At 38.1% G+C, this 22,243-nt stretch carries 20 protein-coding genes and 1 pseudogene; 18 read left to right on the top strand and 3 right to left on the bottom strand.

Annotated elements, in window-relative coordinates:
• Window positions 1-43: 43 nt before the first annotated feature.
• The 3 genes and pseudogenes from ACJ004_RS15015 to ACJ004_RS15005 all read left to right on the top strand — a co-directional run bounded on the left by ACJ004_RS15015 (window position 44) and on the right by ACJ004_RS15005 (window position 3,617).
• Window positions 44-685, top strand: coding sequence for a helix-hairpin-helix domain-containing protein (locus ACJ004_RS15015; RefSeq protein ID WP_410893872.1), 642 nt, complete (start codon window positions 44-46; stop codon window positions 683-685).
• Window positions 686-759: 74 nt separating this feature from the next.
• Window positions 760-1,203, top strand: a pseudogene (locus ACJ004_RS15010) (ComE operon protein 2); the annotation flags it as partial.
• 86 nt (window positions 1,204-1,289) lie between these two features.
• Window positions 1,290-3,617 (top strand): DNA internalization-related competence protein ComEC/Rec2, encoded by a 2,328-nt coding sequence (locus tag ACJ004_RS15005; RefSeq protein ID WP_410893870.1) that lies wholly within the window; start codon window positions 1,290-1,292, stop codon window positions 3,615-3,617.
• A 72-nt stretch (window positions 3,618-3,689) separates the two neighbouring features.
• Here the strand turns inward: ACJ004_RS15005 and ACJ004_RS15000 are convergent, their stop codons facing one another.
• On the bottom strand, window positions 3,690-3,824 hold the full coding sequence (locus tag ACJ004_RS15000) for a YqzM family protein (protein WP_410893869.1): 135 nt from the start codon (window positions 3,822-3,824) through the stop codon (window positions 3,690-3,692).
• 303 nt (window positions 3,825-4,127) lie between these two features.
• Between ACJ004_RS15000 and holA the strand changes: the two genes are divergently transcribed.
• Window positions 4,128-5,144, top strand: coding sequence for a DNA polymerase III subunit delta (gene holA, locus ACJ004_RS14995; RefSeq protein WP_410893868.1), 1,017 nt, complete (start codon window positions 4,128-4,130; stop codon window positions 5,142-5,144).
• 44 nt (window positions 5,145-5,188) lie between these two features.
• On the opposite strand, the gene rpsT is transcribed toward holA, so the two are convergent.
• A complete protein-coding gene (rpsT, locus tag ACJ004_RS14990) occupies window positions 5,189-5,449 on the bottom strand; it encodes a 30S ribosomal protein S20 (RefSeq protein ID WP_066257719.1) in 261 nt (86 codons plus the stop codon).
• Between the two features lie 315 nt (window positions 5,450-5,764).
• On the opposite strand from rpsT, the gene gpr reads away from it, so the two are divergent.
• From gpr to deoC, 13 genes are all read left to right on the top strand, one after another.
• Window positions 5,765-6,889 (top strand): GPR endopeptidase, encoded by a 1,125-nt coding sequence (gpr, locus tag ACJ004_RS14985; RefSeq protein ID WP_410893867.1) that lies wholly within the window; start codon window positions 5,765-5,767, stop codon window positions 6,887-6,889.
• A 128-nt stretch (window positions 6,890-7,017) separates the two neighbouring features.
• Window positions 7,018-8,214: a stage II sporulation protein P gene (gene spoIIP, locus ACJ004_RS14980; protein ID WP_410893866.1), complete on the top strand. Its 1,197-nt coding sequence runs from the start codon at window positions 7,018-7,020 to the stop codon at window positions 8,212-8,214.
• A 19-nt stretch (window positions 8,215-8,233) separates the two neighbouring features.
• Window positions 8,234-8,560 (top strand): YqxA family protein, encoded by a 327-nt coding sequence (locus ACJ004_RS14975; RefSeq protein WP_410893865.1) that lies wholly within the window; start codon window positions 8,234-8,236, stop codon window positions 8,558-8,560.
• Between the two features lie 171 nt (window positions 8,561-8,731).
• Window positions 8,732-10,567: a translation elongation factor 4 gene (lepA, locus tag ACJ004_RS14970; protein WP_410893864.1), complete on the top strand. Its 1,836-nt coding sequence runs from the start codon at window positions 8,732-8,734 to the stop codon at window positions 10,565-10,567.
• Window positions 10,568-10,647: 80 nt separating this feature from the next.
• Complete coding sequence (gene hemW / locus ACJ004_RS14965; protein WP_410893863.1) at window positions 10,648-11,781, top strand: radical SAM family heme chaperone HemW; 1,134 nt, start codon at window positions 10,648-10,650, stop codon at window positions 11,779-11,781.
• A 111-nt stretch (window positions 11,782-11,892) separates the two neighbouring features.
• Entirely contained in the window at window positions 11,893-12,924 is a 1,032-nt protein-coding gene (gene hrcA / locus ACJ004_RS14960) for a heat-inducible transcriptional repressor HrcA (protein ID WP_410893862.1), read from the top strand.
• 107 nt (window positions 12,925-13,031) lie between these two features.
• The gene (grpE, locus tag ACJ004_RS14955; RefSeq protein ID WP_410893861.1) at window positions 13,032-13,631 is read left to right on the top strand and encodes a nucleotide exchange factor GrpE; all 600 of its coding nucleotides are present in this window, start codon (window positions 13,032-13,034) and stop codon (window positions 13,629-13,631) included.
• 30 nt (window positions 13,632-13,661) lie between these two features.
• Window positions 13,662-15,497, top strand: coding sequence for a molecular chaperone DnaK (dnaK, locus tag ACJ004_RS14950; RefSeq protein ID WP_410893860.1), 1,836 nt, complete (start codon window positions 13,662-13,664; stop codon window positions 15,495-15,497).
• A 251-nt stretch (window positions 15,498-15,748) separates the two neighbouring features.
• Window positions 15,749-16,876 (top strand): molecular chaperone DnaJ, encoded by a 1,128-nt coding sequence (gene dnaJ / locus ACJ004_RS14945; protein WP_410893858.1) that lies wholly within the window; start codon window positions 15,749-15,751, stop codon window positions 16,874-16,876.
• 18 nt (window positions 16,877-16,894) lie between these two features.
• The gene (prmA, locus tag ACJ004_RS14940) at window positions 16,895-17,836 is read left to right on the top strand and encodes a 50S ribosomal protein L11 methyltransferase (protein WP_410893938.1); all 942 of its coding nucleotides are present in this window, start codon (window positions 16,895-16,897) and stop codon (window positions 17,834-17,836) included.
• Window positions 17,837-17,946: 110 nt separating this feature from the next.
• A complete protein-coding gene (locus ACJ004_RS14935; RefSeq protein WP_410893857.1) occupies window positions 17,947-18,696 on the top strand; it encodes a 16S rRNA (uracil(1498)-N(3))-methyltransferase in 750 nt (249 codons plus the stop codon).
• A 6-nt stretch (window positions 18,697-18,702) separates the two neighbouring features.
• Window positions 18,703-20,070, top strand: coding sequence for a tRNA (N(6)-L-threonylcarbamoyladenosine(37)-C(2))-methylthiotransferase MtaB (mtaB, locus tag ACJ004_RS14930; RefSeq protein WP_410893856.1), 1,368 nt, complete (start codon window positions 18,703-18,705; stop codon window positions 20,068-20,070).
• Window positions 20,071-20,196: 126 nt separating this feature from the next.
• On the top strand, window positions 20,197-20,871 hold the full coding sequence (gene deoC / locus ACJ004_RS14925) for a deoxyribose-phosphate aldolase (protein WP_410893855.1): 675 nt from the start codon (window positions 20,197-20,199) through the stop codon (window positions 20,869-20,871).
• 30 nt (window positions 20,872-20,901) lie between these two features.
• On the opposite strand, the gene ACJ004_RS14920 is transcribed toward deoC, so the two are convergent.
• The gene (locus ACJ004_RS14920; protein ID WP_410893854.1) at window positions 20,902-21,843 is read right to left on the bottom strand and encodes a Na/Pi symporter; all 942 of its coding nucleotides are present in this window, start codon (window positions 21,841-21,843) and stop codon (window positions 20,902-20,904) included.
• Window positions 21,844-22,060: 217 nt separating this feature from the next.
• On the opposite strand from ACJ004_RS14920, the gene rpsU reads away from it, so the two are divergent.
• Entirely contained in the window at window positions 22,061-22,234 is a 174-nt protein-coding gene (gene rpsU, locus ACJ004_RS14915) for a 30S ribosomal protein S21 (protein WP_007087607.1), read from the top strand.
• The last annotated feature ends 9 nt before the right edge of the window (window positions 22,235-22,243 follow it).

The raw sequence follows: 22,243 nt of genomic DNA, 5'->3' as shown, positions 1-22,243 counted from the left end.
GAAATCAGAAAGTGAAATATACCTTTAGAAAGGAAGGATTCAAGTGAAAGACTGGTTGATCGAACACAAGATTTATGTTTTGATTGGTGCGTTGATAGCAATAGGTGGTATTTATTATTTTTATGTCAGTGATTCTGTAATGCCTTCCCCCGCAAACACAGTAACTATGGAAGAAAATTTTCAAGCAGATGAAAAAGAAATAGGAAATAAACAAACAGAAAAACAACCAGAACTACCCGATAAAATTATGGTGGATGTGAAAGGGCAAATCAAACAGCCAGGAGTTTATCAAGCGAATACTGGTGAAAGAGTGATTGATGTTATTAGCCGTGCCGGAGGCTTAACGGACAAAGCTGACCAAGGTCTGGTTAATTTTGCTGAACACGTTAAGGATGAAATGATTATTTATATACCCGCAAAGGGAGAGGAGGGTGTTTCATCACCAATCAACACCGGAGGAAGTCCTGCCTCCTCAGATGGCAGTCAAAAAGAAGCAAAAATTAACATTAATAAGGCCGATGAAACTGAACTGCAAAATCTTCCCGGCATCGGTCCGGCTAAGGCAGCAGCCATCGTCGAATTTAGGAATACCAGCGGTCCTTTTAAAACAGTCGAAGATTTAAAAAGTATAAGCGGTATCGGAGACAAAACCTTTGAAAAATTAAAAGATTTAATTGCTATTTAATAATTCTATATTTGACCAGAAAGGACAAGCACGCTTAAACTTATAGATGAGTATCTAAAAAAGGAGTGGGAGAAGTGGAGAGAATTTCATGGGATCAATATTTTATGGCACAAAGCCATTTGCTCGCACTGAGAAGCACATGTACTCGCTTGACAGTCGGTGCTACTATCGTTAGAGATAAACGAATTATTGCTGGGGGCTACAACGGTTCGATAGCAGGCGGAGATCATTGTATAGATAAAGGTTGTTACGTGATTGATAATCATTGTGTTAGAACTATTCACGCTGAAATGAATGCACTGCTACAGTGCGCCAAATTTGGAGTTCCGACCGCTAACGCTGAAATTTATGTTACTCATTTTCCTTGCCTTCAATGCTGTAAGGCGATTATCCAAGCAGGTATTAAAACGGTTTATTATGCGGAGGATTATAAAAACCATCCGTATGCAATTGACCTTTTTCAACAGGCAAACGTTTCAATTGAAAAGGTTGCATTAAGTGAGTCAATTATTGATTTAGGTAAGATCACCAAATAATACTTCGGACGCCGGTCATGTGCCGGCTCTTCTATGTTTTTATAAGAAACCAAAAATGGAGAAAATCGATGAATGGAAAATATTTTTATTTTGCAGTTTCCGCTTTATTTGGAGTACTTTCTGTGCTATTTAAGTTCCTTCCTTTTTTCTTATTACAAATTCTTACTCTTTATCTTCTATATAAATTCAAACGATTTTCCAACATACAGCTAACAAGTGTTGCCTTGTGTTTTATGACCTTCATGTTTATTGGTTACCATTCAGCTTCCAACAATAAAACAGTAATCCCCGCGTCAACTACGACTTTTTATCTTCAATATACTCAAGACCCAAAAATCGATGGTGACTTATTACAAGTGCAGGCATTAGATCCCCACTATAAGGAGAAAATTCTAGTCCGCTACAAGATTCAATCCGAACAAGAACAAGCGAGTTTAAAAACGAAAATGTATTATCAAAGTTTATGCAGAATATCTGGTACCTTAGAAAAACCAGCAGTTGCCAAAAATCCCAATGCGTTTAATTACCGAACCTATTTAGCTAGAAACAAAATTTATTGGACAATAGAGAGCGAAGAAAACCCGCTTCAAAATTGTTCTCCGTTGAAGCCATCTCCCTTGGTTATGATTAAACAACTGCGTTATACAGGGATTAAATATCTTGAGTCTCAATTTCCTGTGGAAATTGCCTCTCTTTCAGCCGCCTTAATTTTTGGTGACAGAAATTTATTTGATCCGGATGTCTTATCCGCGTATCAAAAAACCGGAATTGTCCATTTACTTGCTATTTCTGGTCTCCATGTTTCCCTATTAATCGCGATGATATTTTATCTTGGGATTCGATTTGGACTAACGAGACAGTTCATGATTAATTTCCTTCTGATCATTCTTCCCATCTATGTTATCTTGACTGGAAGTTCGCCCTCTGTTATCCGCTCAGCCATGATGATTTTTCTTGTCTTACTCACAATAAAATGGCGGGCCCGACTTAAGCTTTTCCCGCTTGATGCCATTTGTTTAGCTTTTCTTGCTTATTTGCTTTTTAATCCATTGATAATTTTTGATGCTGGCTTCCAGCTCTCTTTCTCAGTTAGTCTTTTCATCATTTTATCGGCACCCTTTATCCTTCAAACTTATGAAAAAAATTTATCGCGGATGTTTGCGACCTCATTGATTGCTCAATTAGCAGCCCTTCCTATCTTGTTGTATCATTATTTTGAGGTATCATTAATAGGCATCGTTGCCAATCTGGTTTATATCCCGCTTTTCTCATTTGTTTATCTCCCAGGGTTATATCTTTTGTTTTTCATTCAGGTTATTTTCGGGAAAACTCCTCTTATTCTTACTAAATTTTTCTTAGCCATGATTAGCCTCGCCAATCATCTAATTGAATATCTAGCCGATTTTTCCTTATTTCGGTTTATACCTGGTAGACCAAATGGGCTTTTCCTCATTGCATATTTTTTATTGTTGCTTGCGCTTTTTTATCTTTGGGAATCAAAAGTTTTTCCTAAAAGGAAGGGTTGCCTAATTATTGTAAGTATATTGCTCTTAATTTCCCAACAAAGTTGGAACTGGTTATCTCCCTATGGAGAAGTAACGATGATTGATGTCGGCCAAGGCGATAGTATCCTCATCCATTTTCCACATGGAAAAGGCACCTACCTCATTGATACAGGGGGATCAATAAATTTCCCAGAAGAAAAATGGAGAGAACGTGCTGAACCTTTTGAAGTGGGAAGGGATATTGTTGTTCCATTTCTAAAAGGAAAGGGAATTACCAAGATTGACAAACTGATTTTAACCCATGGGGATATGGATCATATTGGCGGGACATTTTCAATACTAAAAGAACTTAAAGTAAAACAAATCCTGATGCCTGATGTTGTTGAACCATCAGCTGTCGAACTTGATATTATTAAGGAAGCTAAAAAGCAGAACATTCCCGTTAAAAAAGTGTCTGCAGGAGGTCAGTGGACGGATGAAGAAAACGGATTTTTTATTGTATCCCCTGAAAAAGATTATACAGGAGAAAGAAATGGCGGTTCCATTACTTTTATTGCCCAAATAGACGGAACAAGCTGGTTTTTTGGAGGGGATTTAGATCAAGCAGGGGAAGAGAAAATTAAAAAGAAATATCCTAATTTACATATTGATGTGTTAAAAGCGGGTCACCATGGTAGTAAAACCTCAAGTGCGGAAACGTTTATCAATCAAATAAACCCAAAAGTAGCATTAATTTCAGCTGGTGAGAATAATCGCTATGGTCATCCCCATCAAGAGGTGCTTCAACGCTTAGAAAAAACAAATACGATAATTTTTCGAACCGATGAGCAAGGGGCAATAACCTATAAATTTTATCATGGAAAAGGAACCTTTTTGCCATATTTACCATAGGATAAAGCATCGCTAATAAAAAAAAGACTGCACGAATTGCAGTCTTCTACTTGACACATATGTAGCTATTCATTATGAACCGATTATCTTAATGACTGTTGCAACAATAAACATTATGGCAAAAAAACCAAAAGAAACCCCAAATCCTACCCCAGAATCAATCGCGTCGTTTCGTTTACTTTGCACATCTTTTTCAAATTCATTCACAGTCTACCCCTCCTATTTCACAATATAGTATAAGTCATTCTCGAGAAAAAATCCAGCATACTTCAAATTGCTTTCCTTAACTGACAAGAGTTGTCAAAATAGTTAGACGGATAAACGGCTACACTATACTTACTAAAGGAACTCCGCCAGACAATAGAATATCCTAGGGCTTCTATTGCGGGCGTTCATTATAGATTGGGAATTAGCACTTATAAATCGGTGCTAATTCCCTTTAAAATACTTGTCAAAATGTCCAAGCTTCTTTACCATAGAAATGAATGGGAAGAAGGGGAGCGCTAACACATGGTAATGGATATTTGGAGAAAAATTAAACAAAAGGAAATTGCTCCTATTTATTTATTATTTGGAACCGAGTCCTTTTTAATTAATGAAACGAAGCAATTATTACTTAACCATATTTTGACGGAAGAAGAGAAGGATTTTAATTTTGCTAGTTATGATTTAGAGGAAACGCCAATAGAGGTTGCCATCGAAGATGCTGAAACTTTTCCTTTTTTAGGTGAAAAGAAAGTCATCTTTTTACATAATCCTGTTTTTTTAACAGCTGAAAAAACAAAGGAAAAAGCGGTACACAATATATCCAGATTCGAAATGTATTTAAAAGAACCGTCGCCCTATTCGGTGTTAGTTATTTCGGCGCCCTATGAGAAGTTGGATGAACGAAAGAAAATAACGAAGGAATTAAAAAGAACCGCTGAAGTGGTTGAAGCAAAAAAATTGAATGAACATGATTTAAAGAACTGGGTCAAGGGGAGGGCGAAAAACAGCGGGATTGAGTTCGAACAAGATGCTATTGACCAATTGTTGGCTTTAGTTGGAACAAATATGTTTATGATTACCAGTGAAGTGGATAAATTGGCCTTATATGCTGCAGGTGAAAAAAGAATTGACGTAAGCCTAGTAGAGAAATTAGTTGCACGATCCCTTGAACAGAATATATTTACCCTTATTGAAAAAGTTGTCCAACGAAAACTGGATGAAGCCTTAAGGATTTATTATGATTTATTAAAACAAAATGAAGAGCCGATAAAAATTTTGGCGCTGCTTGCAGGACAATTTAGGTTAATCTACCAAGTTAAGGAGCTTTCGAGAAGAGGATATGGACAGCAGCAAATCGCTGGTTACTTGAGAACGCACCCTTTCCGTGTCAAGCTGGCACTTGGACAAGCGAATAAATTTTCAGATGAAGAATTGGCCCATTTAATTGATCTTCTCGCAGAAGCAGATTACCAAATGAAAACAGGCGGCATGAACAAATCCTTATTGATTGAAATGTTTCTATTTCATTTGAAGAAATAAAAAAACGATTCCTTTAATAAAGGAATCGTTTTTTTTTACTCAAATTAAAGAGCGTTTGTCTTTTTCATTAGACGAGATTTTTTACGAGCAGCAGCATTTTTGTGGATAAGACCTTTTGCAGCAGCCTTGTCTAATTTACTAGCAGCAGTTACTAATGCTTCCTTTGCAGCTGTAGCATCGTTAAGTGTAATCGCAGCTTCTGCTTTCTTAACAGCAGTACGAGTTGCAGATTTAACAGTTGTATTTTGAGCATTACGAGCTTCGCTTGTTTTTACACGTTTAATTGCAGATTTAATATTAGGCATTACTTTCACCTCCTACAAAGAATCGAGACACTATATGAACTCGACTTAACATTCCTAAAAAATAATTCAGAACATGAAATATTTTATCAAATGGAAGCCTATATTGCAATACTTGATTTATGAAAAGGGGCAGAGCATCGCAAAAACTAATAAACATATCCAAGTGTAGTTAAATATTTATTTACCATAATGAATTAGTTTAGTTAAGCACTGCTCATACCTCCTTTATATCATTTGCATGATTTATGACGGAAAGGGCAAAAATAGGAAATAGTTGCTAGATTTTAGGAAGACTTTTGATAGGAGTGAATAATGATGGGTGAGTCAATTGACTTAAGTAAGTACTCTGTACGAACAGATTTGGCGATAGAAGCAAGGGAAATGGTCCTGACGAAGCAGAAAGGTTCTGTCGGACAAGAGAAAGATCTATCGCAAATTGAAGGCGTCATTATTAAAGAAAAAGATGTTGATGACATAAAAATTTCTTTAGTGGAAGTGACCAAACAAGGGGAACAACAGCTTGGGAAAAAAGCAGGTCGATATCTAACTGTCGAAGTACAAGGTATTCGTCAGCAAGATACCGAGGTCCAAAAAAAGGTGGAGGAGATTTTTGCTCGCGAGTTTTCCTACTTTTTGGAGGGAGCCGGAATAAAAAAAACGGATTCATGCTTAGTGGTTGGTCTAGGTAATTGGAATGTGACCCCAGATGCACTTGGACCAATGGTATGTGAAAACTTACTGGTTACGCGACATCTTTTTCAGCTTCAACCGGAAAATGTGGATGAAGGCTTTCGATCTGTTAGTGCACTTTCACCTGGCGTGATGGGATTAACAGGAATCGAAACAAGCGATATTATTTTTGGGGTTGTTGAAAAAACTAAACCGGATTTTGTCATTGCTATTGACGCACTTGCCTCACGATCGATTGAAAGGGTTAATTCAACCATCCAAATTTCCGATACAGGTATACATCCTGGTTCCGGGGTAGGTAATAAACGGAAGGAATTGAGTAAAGAAACTTTAGGAATACCGGTGATTGCGATTGGGGTTCCGACTGTGGTAGATGCGGTATCCATTACTAGTGATACAATCGATTTTATTCTTAAGCATTTTGGAAAAGAGCTTAGGGAGGGCAATCGTCCTTCAAGAGCGCTTGCTCCGGCAGGAATGAGCTTTGGTGAGCGTCGTAAACTGACCGAAGAGGATTTGCCGGAAGAAAATCAACGGAAGACCTTTCTTGGAATGATCGGCACATTGGAGGAGGATGAGAAACGGAAACTAATTTATGAAGTTCTCTCTCCAATTGGACATAATTTAATGGTTACTCCCAAGGAAGTAGATGTTTTTATTGAAGATATGGCTAATTTAATTGCGAACGGTTTAAATGCTTCGCTTCATGGGGCTGTTGACCAAGGTAATACTGGTTTCTATACAAAATAATAGGTAGGATTAGAGGCATCTTTGAAAACTACTTTTTTTCAAATGATGCCTCTAAAGTTAAACTTCGGGTTCTATCGATTCTAGTATCTTCATATCATTTACTAGAATCCGTTTTGCGAGGTGGAACCATGAAAGCTAGAAATTCAGGAACTTTTGTTATGGTGCAAGGGACAAGTCTACTTAAAGCCGCAGGTTTATTGTTACTATTTATGCTATTGATTTTCTCTATTAGTGGATTATTAACCTCGTTAAAGCCACAATATCGGCCGATGTCATCCTCAGTAAATCAGGCAGCGACAAACGTAAATGGAGAATTGTTGTATCAATTAATGGGATGGGAAAATCATCATTTCTTATCAGTTGATCAAGATTGGACCTCAACTCCTACATTAACCAACTTGGTATTTAAGTTATCGAGTAATATTAATTTAAATGATCCACGCAGTCTCCTAGGTAGAGAACTTCCAGGTTTTTATGAATTTGATGGAAAAATTCTTGTGGCAGGTGAGGGTACTAACTATACAAATATGCCAATTGAATCTGCCCCGCCAATTGAAATAATGAAAGCGGAGCGGGAGGCATCCTTACAGAATTTAGAGGGCTTAGAAAAGCCGGCAGATGAAGATCCACCTCCTGCACCTGGTCAGACAACAGGCTCTCGTAAGGTTGTATATCTATACTTTACACATAATCGGGAATCCTATTTGCCCTATTTAAAGGGTGTTACTAATCCAGATTTAGCTTATCATTCCCAAATCAACGTAACAAAAATTGGCGATCACCTAAAGACAAGTTTGGAGGATAGAGGGATTGGAACCTATTTAGATAAAACGGATGTTCAGGCAAAACTAAACAAAAAAGGTTTAGAATATACGGCCTCTTACCAGGAGTCTCGCTCAGTTGTTCAAACGGCAATGGCATCTGATCGTGATTTACAATACTTTATCGATATTCATCGGGATGCTAGCCGCAAAGATAAATCGACCGTGACCATTAAAGGTAAATCATATGCAAAGCTTGCCTTTATCATCGGAGGTAAGAACCCGAATCATGAGAAGAATGAGAAATTAGCCACCGCACTGCATAAAAGTTTAGAAAAAAAGTATAAAGGTTTAAGCAGAGGTGTTTTCGTAAAGTATAGTGGGAATGCTGTTTATAATCAAAACCTCTCAAATAATGGAATCTTGATTGAATTTGGCGGTGTTGATAATACGTTTGAAGAATTAAATCGTTCAGCAGATGCCCTCGCGGATGTATTTAGTGAATTTTACTGGCAGGCTGAAAAAGTTAATCAGGATGAAGACCAATCCACAAAAAAACAATAGATGTAAGGGAGCATTTTTTATGAAAATGTTCATGCTAAAAAGCTTATGCCTAGCTGCTTTGATGTTAATTTCTGTTTTAGTAGGAATGCAATTAGCCAATGACGGAATTCATAAAATGAAAGGTTATGATGATCCAAACTTTCAAAATGCAGTTAGTTTAAGTGAAACAAACAATAACTTACAAGCGACTTTTTTGGGGAACGATATCTCAAGTCATGATCTTGAGGCAAAGCAGAAGAAACTTGAAGAAATAAGTGCATATAATTTTTTCTCCTCGATGGGGAAGAAGATGTCTGAAGGTATTTCAGGGGCTTCTGAAAAGTTAGTTCATTTTATTGCTGATTAATATCATGATAGTGGCACCAATTGGGTGCCGCTATTTTGGTTAGTTGAAATTATCGATGTCTAGATACAGTGTCAAGGCGCATCCACTTTTCGATTTTCATTGAATCTTGTTAATCCTCTTGATATAATTCAAAATAGTGTATATGTGCGAGTATAGTAGGAGTGAAATACCGTGAACAATAATGAAAGACTCAAACGACAATCAAAAATAAGAAATTTCTCGATTATTGCCCATATTGATCATGGGAAATCAACATTGGCTGACCGAATTTTGGAAAAGACCAATGCGTTAACCTCTCGGGAAATGAAAGACCAGCTTTTAGATTCAATGGACCTTGAAAGGGAGCGCGGTATTACAATAAAGTTAAATGCCGTTCAGTTAAAATACAAAGCAAAAGATGGAGAAGAATATATATTCCATTTAATTGATACACCAGGACATGTCGATTTTACCTACGAGGTATCAAGGAGCCTTGCAGCATGTGAAGGGGCTGTTTTAGTCGTTGACGCTGCACAAGGAATTGAAGCACAGACACTAGCAAACGTTTACCTTGCCCTTGATAACGACCTTGAAATATTACCAGTTATTAATAAAATCGACCTACCTAGTGCAGACCCAGAGCGCGTTCGTGGGGAAATCGAGGATGTCATCGGTTTGGACGCTTCAGAAGCAGTATTAGCATCAGCAAAGGCTGGGATCGGGATTGAAGAAATCCTGGAGCAAGTGGTTCAAAAAGTCCCTGCACCAAAGGGAGACCCAGAAGCACCATTAAAGGCCTTGATTTTCGATTCCCTCTATGATGCCTATCGTGGTGTGGTAGCCTACATCCGTGTTGTCGAAGGAACCGTTAAGGTTGGCGACAAAGTAAGAATGATGGCTACTGGGAAAGAATTTGAAGTAAATGAGGTTGGCGTATTTACACCGAAAGCGACCTTACTTGATGAATTAAACGTTGGAGATGTTGGCTTTTTATCTGCATCAATTAAAAATGTTGGTGACACTCGTGTCGGTGATACGATTACCAATGCAAAAAATGGAGCAACAGAACCACTTCCTGGTTACCGAAAGCTCAATCCAATGGTTTATTGTGGATTATATCCGATTGATACAGCTAAGTTTAATGATCTGCGTGAAGCACTTGAAAAGCTTCAGTTAAATGATTCCTCACTTCAATTCGAACCAGAAACATCCCAAGCACTTGGCTTCGGTTTCCGTTGTGGATTCTTAGGATTGCTTCATATGGAAATCATTCAAGAACGGATTGAGCGCGAATTCAAAATTGACTTAATTACGACTGCGCCAAGCGTTATCTATCACGTCCATATGACTGATGGGTCAGAAATTAAGGTTGATAATCCATCTGATTTGCCAGATCCACAAAAAATAGATCGCGTCGAAGAGCCATATGTAAAAGCAACGATGATGGCTCCGAATGATTATGTTGGGACCATTATGGAACTTTGCCAACACAAACGTGGAATTTTCGTTACAATGGAATATCTTGCTGAAAATAGGGTAAGTATTATTTACGAAATGCCGCTAGCGGAAATAGTCTATGATTTCTTTGATCAATTGAAATCAAGTACAAGAGGATATGCATCCTTTGATTACGAACTGATTGGTTATAAACCTTCCAGTCTGGTTAAAATGGATATATTATTAAATGCTGAAAAAGTGGATGCATTAAGCTTTATTGTCCATAAAGATTTTGCGTATGAGCGGGGCAAAATTATCGTTGAAAAGTTGAAAGAACTGATTCCAAGGCAGCAGTTTGAAGTTCCTATACAGGCAGCTGTTGGTCAAAAAATTATTGCTCGTTCCACAATTAAAGCCATGCGTAAAAACGTTTTAGCAAAATGTTACGGTGGAGATATTTCCCGTAAACGTAAATTATTAGAAAAGCAAAAAGAAGGTAAGAAGCGGATGAAACAAGTTGGATCCGTTGAAGTACCACAAGAAGCATTTATGGCTGTCTTAAAAATGGACGATAGCAACACAAAAAAATAAACTAGCGGGAGGTTAGGACAAGCCATTTTTCGGGCGAATTCTAGCCTCTTTTTGTTACATCGATAGAGGAAGTGAAAGAAATGATTAAATCTGCCTATCTCCATATCCCTTTCTGTGAGCATATTTGCCATTATTGTGATTTTAATAAAGTATTCCTAAAGGGACAGCCGGTAGATGACTATTTAAAGGCACTTGAGCTAGAAATGAAGATGACCGTAAACCAATTTCCGACAAATGCTCTTGAGACAATATTTGTCGGTGGCGGGACGCCGACATCCTTAAATGAAAAGCAGTTATATCAATTTTGTGAGAGTATTAACAGAAATTTGCCCATGGATGAGTCTGTAGAGTTTACCTTTGAAGCGAATCCGGGTGACTTAACAATGGGGAAATTAGAAATATTAAAAGAGGCCGGGGTAAACCGGATTAGCCTTGGAGTTCAAACATTCAATGAGGAATTACTGCAAAAGATCGGCCGTGTTCACAAAGCAAGAGATGTTTATCAAACCATTGATAACGCAAAATCTTTAGGATTTAATAATATCAGCATTGATCTTATCTTTAGTTTACCTTCACAAACCCTTACAGATTTTAAAGAAACGTTAAAAGAGGCTTTTTCACTGGATATTACACACTACTCAGCATATTCCTTAATAATTGAACCAAAAACAGTCTTTTATAACTTACTGAAAAAAGGAAAGTTGCCAACTCCTGGTGAAGATGTGGAAGCTGTCATGTATGAGTTATTAATGAAGGAAATGGAAAAGCATGGGTTTCATCAGTATGAAATTAGTAACTTTTCTAAATCGGGCTTTGAGAGCAGGCATAATCTAACCTATTGGAATAATGAACCCTATTATGGGTTTGGAGCTGGAGCCCATAGCTATTTAGAGGGGATTAGACGTTCAAATATTGGTCCTTTAAAAAGATACATGGATCAAGTAAATAACGAGGTTTTACCGGTAATGGAAGAGCATCAGACCACAAAAGTAGAACAAATGGAAGAAGAAATGTTTTTAGGGTTACGTAAAACTGCTGGTGTTTCCATTCCTCATTTTATTGAAAAGTTTGCTGAAGATCCCCTTCAGTTATTCGAAAAAGAGATTGTTGAATTACATGCAAAACAGTGGTTAGAAGTGGGAAAAAATCATATATTTTTAACGAAAAAGGGGAGACTGCTAGGAAATGAGGTTTTCCAGGCATTTTTAAGATAGTTAATTAATGTCCAAATTAGTCTTTTTGATTGACACCATCCCCCTTCATTTGATAATTTATTAATATAATTAGCACTCGTTAACTGGGAGTGCTAACAGAGGTGATGAATGTTGCTAACAGATCGTCAATTGTTAATTCTTCAGGTTATTGTTGATGACTTTATTCGATCTGCCCAACCAGTCGGCTCAAGAAGTTTGTCGAAAAAGGAGGAAATTTCCTTTAGTTCGGCAACCATTCGTAATGAAATGTCCGACCTTGAAGAGTTGGGGTATATTGAAAAGACACATACATCTTCAGGGCGTGTGCCATCGGAAAAGGGTTATCGCTATTATGTTGATCATTTATTGTCACCACAGGTTTTAAATCAACATGATATTTCTATCATACAGTCGGTTTTTGCTGAGAAAATTTTTGAATTTGAAAAAATTATCCAAAGATCTGCAAAAATATTATCGGACCTAACGAACTATACATCGATTGTTCTCGGTCCAGCTGTTAGCGTTAATAAGTTGAAAAGAATCCAAATTATCCCGTTGAATAAAGAAACTGCTGTGGCAATTTTTGTTACAAATACGGGTCATGTAGAAAACAGAACCTTTTCTTTACCAGGATCAGTTGATGCCAGTGATTTGGAGAAAACAGTAAATATTTTAAATGATCGTTTGGCAGGTGTTCCTCTCGAAGATCTAAATGATAAGATTTATAAAGAAGTAGCGATGCTTTTAAGGCAGCATATCCATAATTATGATTTAATGTTGAATACACTTGCAGATTCATTAAAAATGCCAATTAGTGAAAAACTTTTCTTTGCAGGAAAGACAAATATGTTAAGCCAGCCGGAGTTTCATGATGTAACAAAACTCCGCAGTCTTTTAATGATGATTGACCAAGAAGAGTGGATATATAATTTAATTAGAAATGATTCGGCAGGAATTCACGTTAAAATTGGCACCGAAAATAATAATAGTGTCATGGATAATTGCAGTTTAATCACAGCTACGTTCTCGGCAGGGATTGAAAATTTAGGGACGATTGCCATCTTAGGTCCTACAAGGATGGAATATTCCCGCGTGATTAGCTTATTACAGTTTTTAAGTAAGGATTTAACTGCTGTATTGACTAAGCTGTATCAAAATAAATAACACGGGTAATATTGAGTAAGGGTGAAATGCCTGTTATTTCACTCCCTTTTCTATGATGATGAATTATCCTATATATGGAAGTAAATGCTTTAAGGGAGGTGAGTAAGTTGACGAATGAGAATAATAACACGTTAAATGAAGAAATGGATCTTGAAAGTACTGATAATGTTGAACTTACCGATGAAAAAACGGTTGAACCTGTTTTTGAAGAAGGTGTAGCAACAGAACAAGCAGAGGACCTTCCTGTTGATGAAAAGGACCAAGAAATCCAATCGCTGAAGGCAAAGTTAGAGGAAGCAGATAATCGATATCTAAGACTACAAGCAGATTTTGATAATTTCCGGAGGCGTACTAGATTAGATCTAGAAGCGGGCCAAAAATATAGAGCACAAAAACTTATTACCGATTTATTACCTGCAATTGACAACTTTGAAAGAGCAATGAAAGTGGAAGCAGATAATGAACAAACCAAGACACTTCTACAAGGAATGGATATGGTTTACCGCGGTTTGCTAGATGCCTTGAAAAATGAAGGTGTTGAACCGATTGAAGCGGTAGGTAAAGTGTTTGATCCGCATCAGCATCAAGCTGTAATGCAGGGTGAAGATGAGAACTATGGCTCAAACATTGTAACTGATGAATTTCAAAAAGGTTATTTATTAAAAGACCGCGTTATCCGACCTGCAATGGTGAAAGTAAATCAATAAGACTACATATTTTTTTAGGAGGAAAAGGAAATGAGTAAAATTATCGGTATTGACCTTGGTACAACCAACTCATGTGTTGCTGTCCTTGAAGGCGGCGAACCAAAAGTTATTCCAAATCCAGAAGGCAATCGAACAGCTCCCTCAGTGATTGCATTTAAAAACGGAGAACGCCAAGTTGGTGAAGTTGCTAAACGTCAAGCAATTACTAATCCTAATACAATTATGTCCATTAAACGCCATATGGGCACAAATTACAAAGTTGAGATTGAGGGGAAAGAATATACACCACAAGAATTATCTGCGATTATTCTTCAATATTTAAAATCTTATGCAGAAGATTATCTTGGTGAACCTGTTACGAAGGCAGTTATTACTGTACCAGCATACTTTAATGATGCTGAACGCCAAGCAACCAAGGATGCTGGGAAAATTGCCGGTCTTGAAGTGGAACGTATTATCAATGAGCCAACTGCGGCTGCACTTGCCTATGGATTAGACAAGACAGATGAAGATCAAACAATTCTTGTTTATGATCTTGGTGGTGGTACATTCGACGTTTCAATCCTTGAATTAGGCGACGGTGTGTTCCAAGTTAAATCAACAGCTGGTGATAATCGCCTTGGCGGGGATGACTTTGACCAAGTCGTTATTGATTACCTTGTAGACCAATTCAAAAAAGAAAATGGGATTGATCTTTCCCAAGACAAAATGGCATTACAACGCTTAAAGGATGCGGCGGAAAAGGCGAAAAAAGACCTATCTGGTGTCACTTCCACTCAAATTTCATTACCATTTATTACTGCAGGGGCTGCTGGTCCACTTCACTTAGAAGTAACCATGACTAGAGCAAAGTTTGACGAATTATCTGCTCATCTTGTAGAACGTACGATGGGTCCAACTCGCCAAGCATTAAGCGATGCTGGTTTAACACCTTCAGAAATTGATAAAGTTATCCTAGTTGGTGGTTCAACTCGTATTCCAGCAGTTCAAGAAGCTATTAAAAAAGCAACAGGACAAGAGCCGCATCGTGGTGTTAACCCAGATGAAGTGGTAGCAATGGGTGCTGCCATTCAAGGTGGTGTTATTACTGGTGATGTTAAGGACGTTGTGTTACTTGACGTAACTCCACTTTCTCTTGGTATTGAAACAATGGGCGGGGTATTTACGAAGTTAATTGACCGTAATACAACGATCCCTACGTCTAAATCGCAAGTGTTCTCAACTGCTGCTGATAATCAGACTGCTGTTGATATTCATGTCCTTCAAGGGGAACGTCCAATGGCAGCTAATAACAAGACTTTAGGACGATTCCAATTATCTGATATTCCACCTGCGCCACGTGGAATTCCGCAAATTGAAGTAAATTTTGACATTGATAAGAATGGTATCGTAAATGTCCGTGCAAAAGACCTTGGTACAAATAAAGAACAACAAATCACAATTAAGTCTTCAACTGGACTTTCAGATGAAGAAATCCAAAACATGGTAAGAGAAGCTGAAGAAAACGCTGAGGCAGATAAACTTCGTAAAGAAGAAGTGGAACTTCGTAACGAAGCAGATCAACTTGTCTTTACAACTGAAAAAACCTTAAAAGACCTTGAAGGTAAGGTTGATGCAGGTGAAGTTGCCAATGCAAATGAAGCAAAAGATGCGTTAAAAGCGGCGATTGAGAAAAATGACCTTAATGAAATCCGTGCGAAAAAGGATGCATTACAAGAAATTGTTCAGGCTTTAACAGTTAAACTCTATGAACAAGCAGCAGCTGCCGGGCAAGCACAACAGGGAGGCCCTGAAGCTGGAAATACAGCTGGTCCTAAAGATGATGTAGTTGATGCAGAATTTGAAGAAGTAAAAGAAGATAAGTAAAATAGAAAAGCGTAAGCGCCTTGCCCAGGGGCGACAGGCATAAGACGAGCCGGCGAGAAGGTTGCTTTTTAACCTTCTTGACGGATTGGCTTATGACCCGAGCCACTAGGCGCTGAAGCTAGACATATTTAGATTTAAAAGTCACCGAAAAAGTCAAAGTCAGAACTATGGGCTTTGGCTTTTTTTATTGCATTAACATCAATATGAATGATACAATAACCTTTATGTGACAGATTCGGGAGTGGGTAATCATGAGTAAACGGGATTACTATGAAGTGCTAGGGATAAGTAAAAGTGCTTCAAAGGATGAAATAAAAAAAGCCTATCGAAAGCTATCTAAACAATATCACCCAGATATTAATAAGGCAGCAGATGCGGCTGATAAATTTAAGGAAATAACAGAAGCATACGAAGTATTAAGTGATGATCAGAAAAAAGCTCATTATGACCAATTTGGTCATACGGATCCTAACCAAGGCTTTGGCGGAGGAGATTTCGGCGGTGGCTTTGGAGGGTTTGAAGATATCTTTAATACTTTCTTTGGCGGCGGTGGAGGCTCAAGAAGGCGTGATCCAAACGCACCAAGACAAGGAGCTGACCTTCAGTACACGATGACTGTATCTTTTGAAGAAGCAGCCTTTGGGAAAGAAACAGATATTGAAATTCCACGGGAAGAAACATGCGATACATGCAGTGGTTCTGGGGCAAAACCTGGCACTAAACCAGAAACATGCCAGCACTGTAATGGAACAGGTCAATTAAATGTGGAGCAAAACACTCCTTTTGGAAGAATTGTTAATCGTCGTACCTGTAATCACTGTAATGGGACCGGGAAAGAAATTAAACATAAATGTTCCACTTGCGGTGGTAAAGGAAAAGTACAAAAGCGCAAGAAAATTCATGTTAAAATTCCTGCGGGCATCGATGATGGTCAACAACTCCGCATGTCCGGTCAAGGGGAAGCTGGAATTAACGGTGGACCTCCAGGAGATCTTTATGTTGTATTCAATGTAAGACAACATGAGTTTTTTGAAAGAGATGGCGATGATATTTATTGTGAAATGCCGATCACTTTCGTTCAAGCGTCATTGGGTGATGAGATTGAAGTACCTACTTTACACGGGAAAGTAAAGTTGAAAATTCCTGCTGGGACGCAGACAGGGAAAAAATTCCGTCTAAAAGGAAAAGGTGTTCCTAATGTTCGTGGATACGGTGTAGGCGATCAATATATCATTGTTCGGATTATTACCCCAACAAAGTTAACAGAAAAACAAAAACAGCTTTTAAAAGAATTTGCAGAGCTTAGTGGCTCATCTCCCATTGGTGAACACGAAGAAAGTTTTTTCTCTAAAGTAAAAAGAGCCTTTAAAAGCGAGTAAGGATTGGAGTTGGTAGATGTGAAATGGTCTGAAATCAGTATTCACACAACAAATGAGGCGATTGAACCTATTTCTCATATTTTGCATGAAGCTGGGGCGAGTGGTGTAGTCATTGAAGATCCATTTGAATTGACGAAAGAACGAGAAGATCAATTTGGAGAAATCTATCAACTCAATCCTGATGATTATCCTGAAGAAGGCGTCATCTTAAAGGCATATCTTCCGGTTAATAGCTTTCTAGGTGAAACGGTGGATGCTATTAAAGAATCAATCAATAATTTGATTATTCATAATATCGATATCGGTCGAAATAAAGTGACAATAAGTGAAGTAAATGAAGAAGAATGGGCTACTGCATGGAAAAAATACTATCATCCTGTGAAAATTTCCGAGAAATTTACAATTGTACCGACTTGGGAGATTTATACTCCGGTCAGCAGTGATGAATTAATAATCGAATTAGATCCAGGGATGGCGTTCGGTACTGGGACGCACCCGACAACTGTCTTGTGTATTCAAGCACTTGAAAGAACCGTTCGTCCTGGTGACCGGGTTATCGATGTTGGAACAGGCTCTGGGGTATTAAGTATTGCAGCAGCCATGCTAGGTGCGGAAGATGTCCGGGCCTATGACCTTGATGAGGTAGCTGTAACAACCGCAAGAGTGAACATTAAGCTCAATAAAGTAAGTGATCGAGCGGTAACAGCCCAAAATAACCTGCTAGATGGTGTGGAGGAAAATTCTGCTGATGTCGTTGTAGCTAATATTTTGGCAGAAGTTATTTTGCGCTTTACTGATGCTGCTGCAAGTGTTGTCAAACCTGGCGGGGCATTCATTGCCTCTGGAATTATCAAGCAGAAAAAAGATCAAGTCAAAGATGCTTTAATTGCAGTTGGCTTTGAAATATCCGAAACCATTTTGATGGAAGATTGGGTTGCAATTATTGCAAAACGGATATAATGGTTGAATAAAGAGGGGGACATACCCCTTTTTTTCGTGCCATACTTTTATTACTGACTTTTCTTTTGTAAAATAAAGAGTAAATTGTTTTTAGAAAGGGTGCAGGAAGTGTGCAACGATACTTTGTTAAACAACGAGCAAATGGCGATCGATTTTTGATCGATGAAGAGGACCGCCATCATATCGTAAAAGTTATGCGCATGCAAATTGGCGACCAAATTATTTGTGTTGATCCTGAAGGGAAGCAAGCTGTATGTGCTCTTGCAGAAATTACCGATACAAGTGTTGTTGCAGACGTTGTACAATGGATAGAGATCGTCTCCGAGCTGCCCATTTCGATTACAATAGCTAGTGGTCTGCCTAAAGGGGACAAGTTGGAATGGATTATCCAAAAAGGAACAGAATTAGGTGCACATCGGTTTCTTCCATTTTCAGCAGCCCGTTCAGTTATAAAATGGGATGAAAAAAAAGCAGCGAAAAAAATAGACAGATGGCAAAAGATAGCTAAAGAAGCTGCGGAGCAATCCCATCGTGCTTTTTTACCGGAAGTCATGAATCCAGTTTCCTTTAAAGATTTGCTTATAAAAAGCAAAGATTTTCATTATAAAATAGTTGCCTTTGAAGAAGAGAGTAGAAATGGTGAAACCTCCGTTTTTGCTGCTACGCTAAAAAAAATGAATCAAGGTGAAACACTCCTTATCGTTTTTGGTCCGGAAGGTGGCTTAACCGATGAAGAAGTTAGGCTATTAAGGGATAACGATTTTGCAGTTTGTGGGTTAGGCCCAAGAATATTAAGAACGGAAACAGCACCTTTATATGCATTATCAGCTATTTCTTATCATTTTGAATTAATGAGGTGAATAACAATGGCAACAGTTGCGTTTCATACTTTAGGATGTAAAGTAAATCATTATGAAACTGAAGCTATTTGGCAGTTATTTAAACAAGAGGGCTACGAACGAGTTGATTTTGAATCAATTTCGGACGTTTATATTATTAATACATGTACCGTAACAAATACAGGTGACAAAAAAAGTCGTCAGGTCATTCGGCGGGCAGTTAGGAAAAATCCTGATGCTGTTATCTGTGTAACTGGTTGTTATGCACAAACGTCACCAGCGGAAATTATGGCGATTCCTGGTGTTGATATTGTTGTGGGAACACAGGACCGGGTTAAAATGCTTGAATATATTGAGCAATATAAACTTGAGCGCCAGCCAATTAATGGTGTTGGAAATATCATGAAAAGTCGTGTCTATGAAGAACTAGATGTTCCTTCTTTTACAGATAGAACCCGTGCTTCTTTAAAAATCCAAGAGGGATGTAACAATTTTTGTACATTCTGTATTATTCCTTGGGCACGCGGATTAATGAGATCACGTGATCCGAAGGAAGTTATCCGTCAAGCCCAGCAATTAGTTGATGCAGGGTATCAGGAAATTGTTCTAACGGGTATTCATACAGGTGGTTATGGTGAAGACATGAAGGATTACAATCTTGCCCAATTACTTCGTGACTTAGAGTCAGTAAAAGGATTAAAGCGACTGCGGATTTCTTCCATTGAAGCTAGTCAGATTACAGATGAAGTGATTGAAGTAATTAAACATTCTACTATTGTAGTCCGTCATTTGCATATCCCGTTGCAATCTGGATCGAATTCTGTCCTAAAAAGAATGCGTCGTAAATATACAATGGAGTTCTTTGGAGAAAGATTAGATCGACTAAAAGAAGTTCTTCCAGGCCTTGCTGTTACGTCCGATGTTATTGTCGGTTTCCCGGGTGAAACTGAGGAAGAGTTTATGGAAACATATAATTTTATTAATGATCATAAATTTTCTGAACTTCATGTGTTCCCTTATTCTAAGCGAACAGGAACACCCGCTGCTCGGATGGAGGATCAAGTCGATGAGGAAGTTAAAAATGAACGAGTTCATCGCTTGATCTCCCTTTCAGACCAACTGGCGAAAGAGTACGCTTCTCAATTTGAGGGTGAAGTTTTAGAAGTAATCCCTGAAGAGGTTTCAAAAGAGGAAGCGAATCCTGGTTCTTTAATTGGATACACTGATAATTACATGAAAGTTGTTTTCTCAGCTTCTGAAGATTTGATTGGTAAAATTGTTAAAGTTAAGATTACCAAAGCAGGCTACCCTTACAACGAAGGACAATTTGTGAGAGTTGTTGAGGAATCCGTTTCAAAAACAGAATTGTTTATGGAAGAAGAAGCTGCCATTTAAGGACCATTTAGGTCCTTTTTTTTTATGGTGTTTCGGATAAACTAATAACAGCAGCAAATTTCTTTCTAATCCACTCATGAACATTTGGTAAATTTCGAATGGAATGAATGCGAAGGGAGCATGGTAATGGCTACAACAAATATTGCTGCATTGATTGACCACACCCTATTGAAGCCAGAAGCGACGAAAAAGCAAATAGAAGCCCTGTGCCAAGAAGCGAAGGAATATCAATTTGCGTCTGTTTGCGTAAACCCAACATGGGTAAGTACCGCAGCAGCGTTGCTACAAGGCAGTGGTGTAATGGTTTGTACTGTAATTGGGTTTCCATTAGGAGCAACAACATCTGAAACAAAAGCATTTGAAACAAAAAATGCCATTGAGAACGGTGCAAATGAAGTGGATATGGTAATTAATATAGGTGCCTTAAAGGATCATAACGATGAATTAGTGGAAAAGGATATCCGTGCCGTTGTCGATGCGGCTAAGGGTAAAGCACATACGAAAGTTATTATAGAAACTATTTTGTTAACGCAAGAAGAAAAAATTCGTGCCTGTGAGCTATCCTTAAAAGCTGGTGCAGATTTTGTTAAAACTTCAACAGGATTCTCAACAGGTGGAGCGACAGTAGAAGACATTGCCTTAATGAGGAAAACTGTCGGTCCAGACATGGGTGTAAAAGCCTCAGGTGGTGTTAGAAGTACGGAGGATGTCCAAAAAATGATCGAGGCTGGAGCGACCAGAATCGGGGCAAGTTCAAGTATTGCCATCGTCAAAGGTCAAACCGTAACTGCTAATTATTAAAAATAAGACGGCTAAATGGCCGTCTTGTTTTCATGGTATTGGCTTTTTAGGTGTTTTATCGTGTAAAAATAAAATCATTTTTCCATACTTCGTTGCAAAAGGCAAGACAATCAACGATGTGGCTACATTAAAAATAACACTTATATGCGCTAATTGTACATTTTTTGTATCTGCTAACAGCGAGGCATTTTCAGTGAGTGTGGGGATAAGCGGGATAAAAAGCAATACCCCGAATATATTGAGCCAGACATGGGCAAAGGCAGCTAATCTCGATTCCTTTCCACCGCCAATAGAGGCAAGGATGGCAGTGATACAAGTACCGATATTAGCACCGAGGACAATGGCAATTCCTGCATCAAGTTGGAGTAGACCTGCAGTTAGAAAACCCATGGCAATTCCAGTCATTGCAGTACTTGATTGAATAATTGCTGTTATGATTGTACCTGTTAACAGGCTTAAAAAAATATGATCATTAATCGAGAGAATGTAATGATTGATTATATCTAATGATGTTAAGGGCTTAGCCAACATTTCGAACCCTCTCATAGCCGTGAAAACAGAGGCGATTCCAAATAAGAGCATCCCAAAACTTCTTGCTTTTTTGTTACGAAATAAAATTAATATTGCTCCACAGAAGGCAAGTGGTACGAGGGCATTATCAATATTAAATGTAATTAACTCTGTTTTAAAGGTAGTTCCGATATTTGTCCCAAGGATAATTCCGATTGATTGAGGGAAAGTCATAATTCTTGCTGAAATTAATCCAATTGTAATTACCATAACAGCAGTACTGCTTTGTAATAAGGCGGTAATGAAGGTCCCAGTTAGCATCCCTTTTAAAGGTGAACTAGTTAATTTAATCAGCCAGTCTTTTAATTTATTTTCTGATAAATTAAACAGCCCAAACCTAATAATCATCATCCCAAAAATAAAAATTAAAATACATAAAATAAAGAGTAATATGTACAACATTTCTAGACCTCCTCTCCTTCATTTTATGTCTGTTAGGGTGGGACATGTCTATTTTAAGAGAAAATAAAGACATGCTTTTCATCGAATCGGATAAAATAATAAAAAAGCTTGTTTTAACACCGCGAATTTCAGTTGACCTTGTATCAAGGTTATATTATAATTGCAAGGTACATGGATTGAATGTTAGTGTGTTGTGTTTCGGAGGGAGGGAAAGAGAATGTCTAAAACCGTCGTTCGTAAAAACGAATCGCTTGAAGATGCTCTTCGTCGCTTCAAACGTACAGTATCAAAAACTGGTACTTTGCAAGAGGCAAGAAAGCGCGAATTCTATGAAAAGCCAAGTGTAAAACGTAAGAAAAAGTCTGAAGCAGCTAGAAAACGTAAGTTTTAAGAGAGGGTG

The sequence above is a fragment of the Neobacillus sp. 204 genome (assembly GCF_046562815.1).
Lineage (GTDB): Bacteria > Bacillota > Bacilli > Bacillales > Cytobacillaceae > Neobacillus.
Note: the sequence above shows the minus strand (reverse complement) of the source record. Positions and strands in the feature narration are given on the sequence as shown.

Excerpts from the sequence above, each read along its gene's own strand:
- dnaK (WP_410893860.1), top strand. The coding sequence starts at position 13,662 with ATGAGTAAAATTATCGGTATTGACCTTGGTACAACCAACTCATGTGTT.
- ACJ004_RS14975 (WP_410893865.1), top strand. The coding sequence starts at position 8,234 with ATGAAAATGTTCATGCTAAAAAGCTTATGCCTAGCTGCTTTGATGTTA.
- mtaB (WP_410893856.1), top strand. The coding sequence starts at position 18,703 with ATGGCAACAGTTGCGTTTCATACTTTAGGATGTAAAGTAAATCATTAT.
- dnaJ (WP_410893858.1), top strand. The coding sequence starts at position 15,749 with ATGAGTAAACGGGATTACTATGAAGTGCTAGGGATAAGTAAAAGTGCT.
- holA (WP_410893868.1), top strand. The coding sequence starts at position 4,128 with ATGGTAATGGATATTTGGAGAAAAATTAAACAAAAGGAAATTGCTCCT.
- ACJ004_RS14920 (WP_410893854.1), bottom strand. The coding sequence starts at position 21,843 with ATGTTGTACATATTACTCTTTATTTTATGTATTTTAATTTTTATTTTT.
- spoIIP (WP_410893866.1), top strand. The coding sequence starts at position 7,018 with ATGAAAGCTAGAAATTCAGGAACTTTTGTTATGGTGCAAGGGACAAGT.
- ACJ004_RS15005 (WP_410893870.1), top strand. The coding sequence starts at position 1,290 with ATGAATGGAAAATATTTTTATTTTGCAGTTTCCGCTTTATTTGGAGTA.
- hemW (WP_410893863.1), top strand. The coding sequence starts at position 10,648 with ATGATTAAATCTGCCTATCTCCATATCCCTTTCTGTGAGCATATTTGC.
- deoC (WP_410893855.1), top strand. The coding sequence starts at position 20,197 with ATGGCTACAACAAATATTGCTGCATTGATTGACCACACCCTATTGAAG.
- gpr (WP_410893867.1), top strand. The coding sequence starts at position 5,765 with ATGGGTGAGTCAATTGACTTAAGTAAGTACTCTGTACGAACAGATTTG.
- rpsU (WP_007087607.1), top strand. The coding sequence starts at position 22,061 with ATGTCTAAAACCGTCGTTCGTAAAAACGAATCGCTTGAAGATGCTCTT.
- rpsT (WP_066257719.1), bottom strand. The coding sequence starts at position 5,449 with ATGCCTAATATTAAATCTGCAATTAAACGTGTAAAAACAAGCGAAGCT.